This is a genomic window from Escherichia sp. Lx600-2, assembly GCF_036662595.1.
GTDB lineage: Bacteria > Pseudomonadota > Gammaproteobacteria > Enterobacterales > Enterobacteriaceae > Escherichia > Escherichia coli.
In genome coordinates, this window is the sequence record NZ_JAYQWM010000092.1 from 1 (window position 1) to 12385 (window position 12385).

At 49.0% G+C, this 12385-nt stretch carries 10 protein-coding genes and 2 pseudogenes; 11 read left to right on the forward strand and 1 reads right to left on the reverse strand.

Translation table 11 applies throughout. The annotated features are described in order from the left end of the window. Positions 1–62: 62 nt before the first annotated feature. The 6 genes and pseudogenes from OQV04_RS20735 to OQV04_RS20760 all read left to right on the forward strand — a co-directional run. A pseudogene (locus tag OQV04_RS20735) lies at positions 63–287 on the forward strand (MFS transporter); the annotation flags it as partial. Positions 288–513: 226 nt separating this feature from the next. Then, positions 514–1779 carry an MFS transporter gene (locus OQV04_RS20740; protein ID WP_032280965.1) on the forward strand — a complete coding sequence of 422 codons (1266 nt, stop codon included), beginning with the start codon at positions 514–516 and terminating at the stop codon, positions 1777–1779. Between the two features lie 11 nt (positions 1780–1790). Then, positions 1791–2657, forward strand: coding sequence for a quinate/shikimate dehydrogenase (gene ydiB, locus OQV04_RS20745; protein WP_032280966.1), 867 nt, complete (start codon positions 1791–1793; stop codon positions 2655–2657). Positions 2658–2687: 30 nt separating this feature from the next. Continuing rightward, on the forward strand, positions 2688–3446 hold the full coding sequence (gene aroD / locus OQV04_RS20750; protein WP_000860162.1) for a type I 3-dehydroquinate dehydratase: 759 nt from the start codon (positions 2688–2690) through the stop codon (positions 3444–3446). 145 nt (positions 3447–3591) lie between these two features. Continuing rightward, positions 3592–5187, forward strand: a complete 1596-nt coding sequence (locus OQV04_RS20755) for an acyl CoA:acetate/3-ketoacid CoA transferase (protein ID WP_032280967.1) — start codon at positions 3592–3594, stop codon at positions 5185–5187. 13 nt (positions 5188–5200) lie between these two features. Beyond that, positions 5201–6352: an acyl-CoA dehydrogenase gene (locus OQV04_RS20760; RefSeq protein ID WP_000347836.1), complete on the forward strand. Its 1152-nt coding sequence runs from the start codon at positions 5201–5203 to the stop codon at positions 6350–6352. A 42-nt stretch (positions 6353–6394) separates the two neighbouring features. Here OQV04_RS20760 and OQV04_RS20765 read toward each other — a convergent pair whose 3' ends face one another. Next, positions 6395–7306: an AraC family transcriptional regulator gene (locus tag OQV04_RS20765; protein WP_000284781.1), complete on the reverse strand. Its 912-nt coding sequence runs from the start codon at positions 7304–7306 to the stop codon at positions 6395–6397. 314 nt (positions 7307–7620) lie between these two features. On the opposite strand from OQV04_RS20765, the gene OQV04_RS20770 reads away from it, so the two are divergent. The 5 genes and pseudogenes from OQV04_RS20770 to fadK form a co-directional block, all read left to right on the forward strand. After that, complete coding sequence (locus OQV04_RS20770; RefSeq protein WP_000692154.1) at positions 7621–8385, forward strand: electron transfer flavoprotein; 765 nt, start codon at positions 7621–7623, stop codon at positions 8383–8385. A gap of 19 nt (positions 8386–8404) precedes the next feature. Further along, entirely contained in the window at positions 8405–9343 is a 939-nt protein-coding gene (locus OQV04_RS20775; protein ID WP_101969421.1) for an electron transfer flavoprotein subunit alpha, read from the forward strand. A gap of 55 nt (positions 9344–9398) precedes the next feature. Next, complete coding sequence (locus OQV04_RS20780) at positions 9399–10688, forward strand: FAD-dependent oxidoreductase (protein ID WP_151322934.1); 1290 nt, start codon at positions 9399–9401, stop codon at positions 10686–10688. Next, positions 10685–10978 (forward strand): ferredoxin family protein, encoded by a 294-nt coding sequence (locus tag OQV04_RS20785; protein ID WP_000081071.1) that lies wholly within the window; start codon positions 10685–10687, stop codon positions 10976–10978. Before OQV04_RS20780 ends, OQV04_RS20785 begins: the two co-directional genes overlap by 4 nt. 56 nt (positions 10979–11034) lie before the next feature. Then, positions 11035–12309 (forward strand): annotated as a pseudogene (gene fadK, locus OQV04_RS20790) (medium-chain fatty-acid--CoA ligase); the annotation flags it as partial. Between the last annotated feature and the right edge of the window lie 76 nt (positions 12310–12385).

Below are 12385 nucleotides of genomic sequence, written 5' to 3' on the forward strand. Positions count from 1 at the left end.
GATAGAAACAGAAGCCACTGGAGCACCTCAAAAACACCATCATACACTAAATCAGTAAGTTGGCAGCATCACCAGCTACAGGTATCTATTACAGTGCGGGCAGTATTGCGACCTTTACTATTCCGTTGATTACGGCTCATCTGTCCCAAAGAAGTATTGCCGATATTATGTGGTTCGATACCGCCATCGCTGCCATCGGCTTTTTACTGGCACTGTTTATCGGCTTACGCAGCCGCAAAAAAACGCGGCATCACTCGCTAAAGGAAAATGTCGCTCCGGGTGGGTAATGCAATATTCTTTTCAGGTCATGCAAGATCTTACGGATAAATAACTCTTTCTGCGCTAACTAAGGAAAATCGCGATCAAAAACAAACTATGACATGCAATATTCCTGGAAACATAAACTTTATGCCATGTACCCAGGGAAAATCATCTTCAGTATAGTAATTATGTAAACCGTCGGAGAACAATACGTACGGTAACGAAATAATCTTTCAGCAAGGAGCTGTGAAAATGTCTCAAAATAAGGCTTTCAGCACGCCATTTATCCTGGCTGTTCTTTGTATTTACTTCAGCTACTTCCTGCACGGCATTAGTGTTATTACGCTTGCCCAAAATATGTCATCTCTGGCGGAAAAGTTTTCCACTGACAACGCGGGCATTGCCTACTTAATTTCCGGTATCGGTTTGGGGCGATTGATCAGTATTTTATTCTTCGGTGTGATCTCCGATAAGTTTGGTCGTCGGGCGGTGATATTAATGGCAGTAATAATGTATCTGCTATTCTTCTTTGGTATTCCCGCTTGCCCGAATTTAACTCTCGCCTACGGTCTGGCAGTGTGCGTAGGTATCGCTAACTCAGCGCTGGATACGGGTGGCTACCCCGCGCTCATGGAATGCTTTCCGAAAGCCTCTGGTTCGGCGGTCATACTGGTTAAAGCGATGGTGTCATTCGGGCAAATGTTCTACCCAATGCTGGTGAGCTATATGTTGCTCAATAATATCTGGTACGGCTATGGGCTGATTATTCCGGGTATTCTGTTTGTACTGATCACGCTGATGCTGTTGAAAAGCAAATTCCCCAGCCAGTTGGTGGACGCCAGCGTAGCTAATGAATTACCGCAAATGAACAGCAAACCGTTAGTCTGGCTGGAAGGTGTTTCATCGGTACTGTTCGGTGTAGTCGCATTCTCGACCTTTTATGTGATTGTGGTGTGGATGCCCAAATATGCGATGGCTTTTGCTGGTATGTCAGAAGCTGAGGCATTAAAAACCATCTCTTATTACAGTATGGGCTCGTTGGTCTGTGTCTTTATTTTTGCCGCACTACTGAAAAAAATGGTCCGGCCCATCTGGGCTAATGTATTTAACTCTGCACTGGCAACAATAACAGCAGCCATTATCTACCTGTACCCTTCTCCACTGGTGTGTAATGCCGGCGCCTTTGTTATCGGTTTCTCAGCAGCTGGCGGCATTTTACAGCTCGGTGTTTCGGTCATGTCAGAGTTTTTCCCAAAAAGCAAAGCCAAAGTCACCAGTATTTATATGATGATGGGTGGACTGGCTAACTTTGTTATTCCGCTGATTACCGGTTATCTGTCGAACATCGGCCTGCAATATATCATTGTTCTCGATTTTACTTTCGCGCTGCTGGCCCTGATTACCGCAATTATTGTTTTTATCCGCTATTACCGCGTTTTTATTATTCCTGAGAATGATGTGCGGTTTGGCGAGCGCAAATTTAGCACCCGGTTAAACACAATTAAGCATAGAGGTTAAAGGAGTTAATTATGGATGTTACCGCAAAATACGAATTGATTGGGTTGATGGCTTATCCTATCCGCCACAGTTTATCGCCTGAAATGCAGAATAAAGCCTTAGAAAAAGCGGGATTGCCATTTACCTATATGGCCTTCGAAGTGGATAACGATAGCTTTCCCGGAGCAATTGAAGGATTAAAAGCTCTAAAAATGCGCGGAACTGGTGTATCAATGCCGAACAAACAACTGGCGTGTGAATATGTTGATGAATTAACGCCAGCAGCCAAACTGGTGGGTGCCATCAACACCATCGTTAATGATGATGGCTACCTGCGCGGCTATAACACCGACGGCACGGGCCATATTCGCGCCATTAAAGAGAGCGGTTTTGATATCAAAGGCAAAACAATGGTGCTGTTAGGGGCCGGAGGTGCCTCAACGGCGATTGGCGCGCAGGGGGCAATTGAAGGTTTAAAAGAAATTAAACTCTTTAACCGTCGGGATGAGTTCTTCGATAAAGCCCTCGCCTTCGCGCAGCGGGTTAACGAAAACACCGATTGTGTCGTCACGGTTACCGATCTCGCCGATCAGCAAGCCTTTGCTGAAGCCCTGGCTTTCGCCGACATTTTAACCAATGGCACAAAAGTGGGTATGAACCCCCTTGAGAATGAATCATTGGTTAATGATATCAGTCTGTTACATCCGGGACTGCTGGTCACTGAATGCGTGTATAACCCGCATATGACGAAGTTATTGCAGCAGGCGCAACAAGCTGGTTGCAAAACGATTGATGGATACGGCATGTTGTTGTGGCAAGGGGCTGAACAGTTCACGTTATGGACTGGCAAAGATTTCCCTCTGGAATATGTTAAACAGGTCATGGGGTTCGGTGCCTGACAGGCTGACCGCGTGCAGAAAGGGTAAAAAATGAAAACCGTAACTGTAAAAGATCTCGTCATTGGTGCGGGCGCACCTAAAATCATCGTCTCGCTGATGGCGAAAGATATCGCCCGCGTGAAATCCGAAGCTCTCGCCTATCGTGAAGCGGACTTTGATATTCTGGAATGGCGTGTGGACCACTTTGCCGACCTCTCCAATGTGGAGTCTGTCATGGCGGCAGCAAAAATTCTCCGTGAAACCATGCCAGAAAAACCGCTGCTGTTTACCTTCCGCAGTGCCAAAGAAGGCGGCGAGCAGGCGATTTCCACCGAGGCTTATATTGCACTCAATCGTGCAGCCATCGACAGCGGCCTGGTTGATATGATCGATCTGGAGTTATTTACCGGCGATGATCAGGTTAAAGAAACCGTCGCCTACGCCCACGCGCATGATGTGAAAGTTGTCATGTCCAACCATGACTTCCATAAAACGCCGGAAGCCGAAGAAATCATTGCCCGTCTGCGCAAAATGCAATCCTTCGACGCCGATATTCCTAAGATTGCGCTGATGCCGCAAAGTACCAGCGATGTGCTGACGTTGCTTGCCGCGACCCTGGAGATGCAGGAGCAGTATGCCGATCGTCCAATCATCACGATGTCAATGGCAAAAACTGGCGTAATTTCTCGTCTGGCTGGTGAAGTATTTGGCTCGGCGGCAACTTTTGGTGCGGTAAAAAAAGCCTCTGCGCCAGGGCAAATCTCGGTAAATGATTTGCGCACAGTATTAACTATTTTACATCAGGCATAAGCAATAATATTTCGGCGGGAATATCCTCCCCCGCCGAACTAAAAAAAATATATTCAACCGTATTTAATAAAAATATTTCGTGAGTCTCTGTGCGCTAATTATCCATCTGGCGTAGGGAAAATCACACCTGAATCAGGAATTAACAATGAAACCTGTAAAACCACCTCGTATTAATGGACGAGTGCCGGTCCTGTCGGCACAGGAAGCGGTGAATTATATTCCCGACGAAGCAACACTTTGTGTGTTAGGCGCTGGCGGCGGTATTCTGGAAGCCACCACGTTAATTACTGCTCTTGCTGATAAATATAAACAGACTCAAACGCCACGTAATTTATCGATTATTAGTCCAACAGGGCTTGGCGATCGCGCCGACCGTGGTATTAGTCCGCTGGCGCAAGAAGGTCTGGTTAAATGGGCATTATGCGGTCACTGGGGACAATCGCCGCGTATTTCTGATCTCGCAGAACAAAATAAAATTATTGCTTATAACTATCCACAAGGTGTACTTACACAAACCTTACGCGCCGCCGCAGCCCACCAGCCTGGTATTATTAGTGATATTGGCATCGGGACATTTGTCGATCCACGCCAGCAAGGCGGCAAACTGAATGAAGTCACTAAAGAAGACCTGATTAAACTGGTCGAGTTTGATAACAAAGAATATCTCTATTACAAAGCGATTGCGCCAGATATCGCCTTCATTCGCGCTACCACCTGCGACAGCGAAGGCTACGCCACTTTTGAAGATGAGGTGATGTATCTCGACGCATTGGTTATTGCCCAGGCGGTGCACAATAACGGCGGTATTGTGATGATGCAGGTGCAGAAAATGGTTAAGAAAGCCACGCTGCATCCTAAATCTGTCCGTATTCCGGGTTATCTGGTGGATATTGTGGTGGTCGATCCGGATCAAACCCAACTGTATGGCGGTGCACCGGTTAACCGCTTTATTTCTGGTGACTTCACCCTTGATGACAGTACCAAACTTAGCCTGCCCCTAAACCAACGTAAATTAGTTGCGCGGCGCGCATTATTCGAAATGCGTAAAGGCGCGGTGGGGAATGTCGGCGTCGGTATTGCTGACGGCATTGGCCTGGTCGCTCGGGAAGAAGGTTGTGCTGATGACTTTATTCTGACGGTAGAAACAGGTCCGATTGGCGGAATTACTTCACAGGGTATCGCCTTTGGCGCGAACGTGAATACCCGCGCCATTCTGGATATGACGTCCCAGTTTGATTTTTATCACGGTGGTGGTCTGGATGTTTGTTATTTGAGTTTTGCTGAAGTCGACCAGCACGGTAACGTCGGTGTGCATAAATTCAATGGTAAAATCATGGGCACTGGTGGATTTATTGATATCAGTGCCACTTCGAAGAAAATCGTTTTCTGCGGCACATTAACTGCGGGCAGTTTAAACACAGAAATTACCGACGGCAAATTAAATATCGTCCAGGAAGGACGGGTGAAGAAATTTATTCGGGAACTACCGGAAATTACTTTCAGCGGAAAAATCGCTCTCGAGCGAGGGCTGGATGTTCGTTATATCACTGAGCGCGCAGTATTCACGCTGAAAGAAGACGGCCTGCATTTAATCGAAATCGCCCCTGGCGTCGATTTACAAAAAGATATTCTCGACAAAATGGATTTCACCCCAGTAATTTCGCCAGAACTCAAACTGATGGACGAAAGATTATTTATCGATGCGGCGATGGGTTTTGTCCTGCCTGAAGCGGCTCATTAACAGGAGTATCACGATGGATTTTTCTTTAACTGAAGAACAAGAACTGCTGCTGGCCAGTATTCGCGAACTGATTACGACTAACTTTCCGGAAGAGTATTTCCGCACCTGCGATCAAAACGGGACATACCCGCGTGAATTTATGCGGGCACTGGCGGATAACGGTATTTCCATGCTTGGCGTGCCGGAAGAATTTGGTGGTATCCCTGCGGATTACGTCACCCAGATGCTGGCGCTGATGGAAGTGTCAAAATGCGGTGCTCCGGCATTTTTGATCACCAACGGTCAATGTATTCACAGTATGCGCCGTTTCGGTTCTGCAGAGCAGCTACGTAAAACGGCAGAAAGCACCCTGGAAACCGGCGACCCCGCCTATGCCCTGGCGTTGACGGAACCAGGTGCTGGCTCAGATAACAACAGCGCCACTACCACTTACACGCGTAAAAACGGCAAGGTTTACATCAACGGACAGAAAACTTTTATTACCGGTGCGAAAGAGTACCCGTATATGCTGGTGCTGGCGCGCGATCCTGAACCGAAAGATCCCAAAAAAGCCTTCACCCTGTGGTGGGTCGACTCCAGTAAGCCCGGCATTAAGATTAACCCGCTGCATAAAATCGGCTGGCATATGCTCAGCACCTGCGAAGTCTATCTCGACAACGTGGAAGTTGAAGAGAGCGACATGGTGGGCGAAGAAGGAATGGGTTTCCTCAATGTGATGTACAACTTTGAGATGGAGCGCCTGATCAACGCCGCGCGCAGCACCGGCTTTGCCGAGTGTGCCTTTGAAGATGCCGCCCGCTATGCCAACCAACGTATCGCTTTTGGTAAACCCATTGGTCATAACCAGATGATCCAGGAAAAACTGGCGCTGATGGCGATTAAGATCGACAACATGCGCAACATGGTGCTGAAAGTAGCATGGCAAGCCGATCAGCATCAGTCACTGCGCACCAGCGCGGCGCTGGCAAAACTGTATTGCGCACGTACCGCAATGGAAGTCATTGATGATGCGATTCAAATCATGGGCGGTCTGGGCTATACCGATGAAGCGCGCGTCTCCCGCTTCTGGCGTGATGTCCGTTGTGAACGTATTGGCGGCGGTACAGACGAAATTATGATTTACGTAGCAGGTCGGCAAATCCTGAAAGACTATCAGAACAAATAATCTGCAGGCGGCGCAGCTTCTTAACAAACTGCGCCGCCAGATTTACCCGGCAAGACTTACCGGTTGAGGAAATTCAGATAAGATTTCTTGTTCCGCAAAACAGTTTTTAAATTGCCTGCGGTAATCGCTGGGCGAACAACCGACATGGCGCAAAAACAGTTTGGCAAAGTGATCGACATTTTCATAACCCACACGCCAGGAGATCTCTGCCTGTGATAATTCAGTATTAGTGAGTAACCATTTCGCTTCCGTCATACGCCGTTGAATAACATAGTTAATAGGGGAAATACGATACTCTTTGGTAAATTCATGGCAAATATAACTGACGCTGGCACGAAATTTTTTCGATAACTGTTCTAAAGTGATTTTTTCGCGATAATTATTATTTAGATAGAAAAGAATATCTTTTATCAGAACATCTTTTTTAATATACCCCTGCTCCGAACGATAAGCATTTTTAAAGTTTTCGTAGTAAAGAATTGCTAATGTATAGGCAAATGCATCCCATAACGAAGATGTTTGGCTATTTTTACTTTGCGGCAAAATCACACTTAGCTCATTAAATAAGGTTTTAATGACTTCTTTTCCCTGCCCCGCGGCAATTACCGGACAAGAATGCGGTTGCAGTAGATGATTTTCCTCAGCCCCCTGAAACTGAAAGCCGTACAGCGCACAGGTACACGTCGTTGCCGGATCGTTAACGTCAGAGGCCACCGCATGCAGCCTGCCGCGTTCTATCACCACTATATCATCTGCATGCGCGACATATAACGAAGAATCGATGGTAAACCTTGCCACCCCTTTCTTGACGTAAATCAGCTCGGTTTCATTGTCATGAACGTGATGTCCAGACTCCCATTTTGGATCATCGCTAAATGCAAAACGTGAAAGCCGTGGCGTTTTACCAGCGACAAACAGCGTTTCACTGGCATTATCAAAACAGCGTTGATACATGACAACCTCCCTATTCCATGAGCAAGCAAAAACAATATATGCCGGATAAAATACGGCGTGTATTGCGGTTATACAACCGCGTTTAGCGAGAGCTAAACAAGATTATTTACACTGAATGCAAGATTGTACGGTCATGGAATAACTATATTGCCGCAAATTGCACTTTTGTTTTAGCGATCGCATTTTTTTGCAAGATTGTTGGCAAGGAAAACAGCTTGCTCCGTCGAAAACCCCGCACCGCTATCGCACACTATTTTCAGGCCATTTTTACCTTCAATCGGAGATGGTTCCGTATGCGACTCACAGGAGAAATCATGAAAATAATAACCTGCTTTAAGCTGGTGCCTGAAGAACAGGACATTGTTGTCACTCCAGAATACACCCTGAATTTCGACAATGCCGACGCCAAAATCAGCCAGTTCGATCTCAATGCCATTGAAGCTGCAAGCCAGCTTGCAACAGATGACGATGAGATAGCCGCGCTGACCGTTGGCGGCTCATTGTTGCAGAACTCGAAAGTGCGCAAAGACGTGCTATCCCGCGGGCCGCACAGCCTGTATATGGTGCAGGATGCACAACTTGAGCATGCACTGCCTCTCGATACCGCAAAAGCGCTGGCGGCAGCAGTTGAAAAGATCGGCTTCGATTTACTGATCTTTGGTGAAGGTTCCGGCGACCTTTATGCCCAGCAGGTTGGCTTGCTGGTCGGAGAAATTCTGCAACTTCCGGTGATTAATGCAGTGAGTGCTATTCAGCGTCAGGGCAATACACTGGTGATTGAACGCACGCTTGAAGATGACGTTGAAGTTATTGAACTCTCTGTTCCAGCCGTGCTCTGCGTCACCTCCGATATTAACGTGCCACGCATTCCTTCGATGAAAGCCATTCTCGGCGCGGGTAAAAAACCGGTAAATCAGTGGCAGGCAAGTGATATTGGCTGGAGCCAGAGCGCACCACTTGCTGAACTGACCGGCATTCGCGTACCGCCGCAAACAGAACGTAAGCACATCATTCTCGATAACGATTCGCCGGAGGCCATTGCCGAGCTGGCGGAACATCTGAAGAAAGCCCTGAACTGAAGCCTACGGAGAAGAAACGATGAGTCAATTAAACAGCGTCTGGGTCTTTAGCGATAATCCTGAACGTTATGCTGAACTGTTTGGCGGCGCTCAGCAATGGGGCCAACAGGTGTATGCCATTGTACAAAATACCGACCAGGTGCAGACAGTTATGCCTTATGGTCCAAAATGTATTTATGTTCTTGAGCAAAACGACGCGCTGCAACGCACTGAAAATTACGCCGAAAGCATTGCTGCTCTGCTGAAAGATAAACACCCCGCTATGTTGCTACTGGCCGCGACGAAACGTGGTAAAGCTCCGGCAGCACGGTTAAGTGTGCAACTGAATGCGGCGCTGGTGAACGATGCCACGGCGGTGGATATTGTCGATGGTCACATTTGCGCCGAACACCGGATGTATGGCGGGTTAGCGTTCGCTCAGGAAAAGATCAACAGCTCGCTAGCGATCATTACCCTTGCACCCGGTGTTCAGGAACCGTGCACCAGTGATACCTCTCATCAGTGCCCGACAGAAACGGTACCTTATGTTGCTCCGCGTCATGAAATTCTCTGTCGCGAGCGCCGTGCGAAAGCGGCAAGCAGCGTGGACCTGAGCAAAGCAAAACGTGTGGTTGGCGTCGGTCGTGGTCTGGCAGCGCAGGATGACCTGAAAATGGTCCACGAACTGGCGGCGGTGCTGAATGCTGAAGTCGGCTGTTCACGTCCAATTGCCGAAGGCGAGAACTGGATGGAGCGTGAACGTTATATCGGTGTCTCCGGCGTGTTGCTGAAATCCGATCTCTACCTGACGCTGGGGATCTCCGGGCAGATCCAACATATGGTTGGCGGCAACGGCGCAAAAGTGATTGTCGCCATCAATAAAGATAAAAATGCGCCAATCTTCAACTATGCCGACTACGGTCTGGTGGGCGATATCTACAAAGTCGTCCCTACCCTGATTAGCCAGTTGAGCCGCTAATTCCCCTTTCAACCACATCTCCCGCTGTAAACGCAGCGGGAAGGGAGCATAACGCATGTCGGATGACAAATTTGATGCCATTGTGGTCGGTGCGGGCGTTGCTGGTAGCGTTGCCGCACTGGTCATGGCACGAGCCGGGCTGGATGTCCTGGTGATAGAACGCGGCGACAGTGCCGGATGTAAAAACATGACCGGCGGGCGTCTTTATGCCCACACACTTGAAGAGATTATTCCAGGCTTTGCAGCATCAGCGCCGGTAGAACGCAAGGTCACACGCGAGAAAATCTCCTTCTTAACCGAAGAGAGCGCCGTTACCCTCGATTTTCACCGCGAGCAACCAGATGTTCCGCAACACGCATCTTATACCGTATTGCGTAATCGTCTGGACCCGTGGTTGATGGAACATGCCGAGCAGGCGGGCGCACAGTTTATCCCGGGAGTTCGCGTCGATGCGCTGGTTCGTGAAGGAAACAAGGTCACTGGCGTCCAGGCTGGGGATGATATTCTCGAAGCGAATGTGGTGATTCTGGCTGATGGCGTTAACTCGATGCTTGGCCGTTCGCTGGGAATGGTTCCCGCTTCCGATCCGCATCATTACGCTGTTGGTGTTAAAGAGGTTATTGGCCTCACACCAGAACAGATCAACGATCGCTTTAATATTACGGGCGAGGAAGGTGCCGCCTGGCTGTTTGCCGGTTCCCCTTCTGACGGCCTGATGGGTGGCGGATTCCTCTATACCAATAAGGATTCCATATCGTTGGGGCTGGTTTGTGGATTGGGTGATATCGCCCATGCGCAAAAAAGCGTGCCGCAAATGCTGGAAGATTTTAAACAACACCCCGCCATTCGCCCGCTGATTAGCGGCGGCAAGTTGCTTGAATATTCCGCGCATATGGTGCCGGAAGGCGGTCTGGCAATGGTGCCGCAACTGGTTAACGAGGGCGTGATGATCGTTGGTGACGCCGCAGGCTTCTGCCTGAATTTGGGTTTTACGGTCCGCGGCATGGATTTAGCCATTGCATCGGCTCAGGCTGCCGCCACAACGGTGATCGCCGCCAAAGAACGCGCGGATTTCTCCGCCAGCAGTCTTGCGCAATACAAACGTGAGCTGGAACAAAGTTGTGTTATGCGCGATATGCAGCATTTTCGCAAGATCCCGACGCTGATGGAAAATCCGCGCCTGTTTAGTCAGTATCCGCGCATGGTCGCCGACATCATGAACGATATATTCACCATTGACGGCAAACCAAACCAGCCGGTACGCAAAATGATCATGGGACACGCGAAGAAAATTGGGCTGATCAACTTGCTGAAAGATGGCATTAAGGGAGCAACCGCGCTATGAGCCAGAACGCTACGGTTAACGTCGACATCAAATTAGGCGTCAATAAATTCCATGTTGATGAGGGCCACCCGCATATCATTTTGGCGGCAAATCCCGATATCAATGAATTCCGTAAATTAATGAAAGCCTGCCCTGCCGGACTTTATAAGCAGGATGATGCCGGCAACATTCATTTTGATTCCGCCGGTTGTCTGGAGTGCGGCACCTGTCGGGTGCTGTGCGGTAACACTATTCTCGAACAGTGGCAATATCCCGCAGGCACCTTCGGTATTGATTTTCGCTACGGCTAATCATGCATCCCACAGGCCCGCATCTCGGGCCTGATGTTCTGTTTCGAGAGTCCAAAATGAAAGTGACATTAACGTTTAACGAACAACGTCGTGCGGCGTATCGTCAGCAAGGGCTATGGGGCGATGCTTCGCTGGCCGATTACTGGCAGCAGACCGCTCGTGCGATGCCAGACAAAATTGCCGTGGTCGATAATCATGGAGCATCGTACACCTATAGCGCGCTCGATCACGCCGCGAGCTGTCTGGCAAACTGGATGTTAGCGAAGGGTATTGAATCAGGCGATCGCATCGCATTTCAACTGCCAGGCTGGTGTGAATTTACCGTTATCTATCTTGCCTGCCTGAAAATCGGTGCGGTTTCCGTACCGCTGTTGCCTTCCTGGCGGGAAGCAGAACTGGTATGGGTGCTTAATAAGTGTCAGGCAAAAATGTTCTTTGCACCGACGTTGTTTAAACAAACGCGTCCGGTAGATTTAATCCTGCCGCTGCAAAATCAGCTTCCACAACTACAACAAATTGTCGGCGTGGACAAACTGGCTCCCGCCACCTCTTCCCTCTCATTAAGTCAGATTATCGCCGACAATACCCCACTGACCACGGCGATAACGACCCACGGCGATGAATTAGCCGCGGTGCTGTTTACCTCCGGAACCGAGGGCCTGCCAAAGGGCGTGATGCTTACGCATAACAATATTCTCGCCAGTGAGCGGGCTTATTGCGCGCGGCTGAATCTGACCTGGCAGGATGTCTTTATGATGCCTGCGCCACTCGGCCACGCAACGGGCTTTCTGCATGGCGTAACAGCACCATTTTTGATTGGTGCTCGCAGCGTGTTGTTAGATATTTTCACTCCTGATGCGTGTCTCGCGCTGCTTGAGCAGCAGCGTTGCACCTGTATGCTCGGCGCAACGCCGTTTGTCTATGATCTTTTGAATTTACTAGAGAAACAACCCGCAGACCTTTCAGCGCTGCGCTTCTTTCTTTGCGGCGGTACCACAATCCCCAAAAAAGTGGCGCGTGAATGCCAGCAGCGCGGCATTAAATTATTAAGTGTTTATGGTTCCACAGAAAGTTCGCCGCATGCGGTGGTGAATCTCGATGATCCTTTGTCGCGCTTTATGCACACCGATGGTTACGCTGCCGCAGGTGTAGAGATTAAAGTGGTCGATGACGCACGCAAGACCTTACCGCCAGGTTGCGAAGGTGAAGAAGCCTCGCGTGGCCCCAATGTGTTTATGGGGTATTTTGATGAACCTGAATTAACCGCCCGAGCCCTGGATGAAGAAGGCTGGTATTACAGCGGCGATCTCTGCCGTATGGATGAAGCTGGCGGTGATGCTGCCAACTTACTGATTTAGTGTATGATGGTGTTTTTGAGGTGCTCCAGTGGCTTCTGTTTCTATCAGC

Bases quoted from the DNA above. Each gene is read 5' to 3' on its own strand.
- OQV04_RS20740 (WP_032280965.1), top strand. From the start codon at position 514: ATGTCTCAAAATAAGGCTTTCAGCACGCCATTTATCCTGGCTGTTCTT.
- OQV04_RS20770 (WP_000692154.1), top strand. From the start codon at position 7,621: ATGAAAATAATAACCTGCTTTAAGCTGGTGCCTGAAGAACAGGACATT.
- ydiB (WP_032280966.1), top strand. From the start codon at position 1,791: ATGGATGTTACCGCAAAATACGAATTGATTGGGTTGATGGCTTATCCT.
- OQV04_RS20765 (WP_000284781.1), bottom strand. From the start codon at position 7,306: ATGTATCAACGCTGTTTTGATAATGCCAGTGAAACGCTGTTTGTCGCT.
- OQV04_RS20780 (WP_151322934.1), top strand. From the start codon at position 9,399: ATGTCGGATGACAAATTTGATGCCATTGTGGTCGGTGCGGGCGTTGCT.
- aroD (WP_000860162.1), top strand. From the start codon at position 2,688: ATGAAAACCGTAACTGTAAAAGATCTCGTCATTGGTGCGGGCGCACCT.
- OQV04_RS20775 (WP_101969421.1), top strand. From the start codon at position 8,405: ATGAGTCAATTAAACAGCGTCTGGGTCTTTAGCGATAATCCTGAACGT.
- OQV04_RS20760 (WP_000347836.1), top strand. From the start codon at position 5,201: ATGGATTTTTCTTTAACTGAAGAACAAGAACTGCTGCTGGCCAGTATT.
- OQV04_RS20785 (WP_000081071.1), top strand. From the start codon at position 10,685: ATGAGCCAGAACGCTACGGTTAACGTCGACATCAAATTAGGCGTCAAT.
- OQV04_RS20755 (WP_032280967.1), top strand. From the start codon at position 3,592: ATGAAACCTGTAAAACCACCTCGTATTAATGGACGAGTGCCGGTCCTG.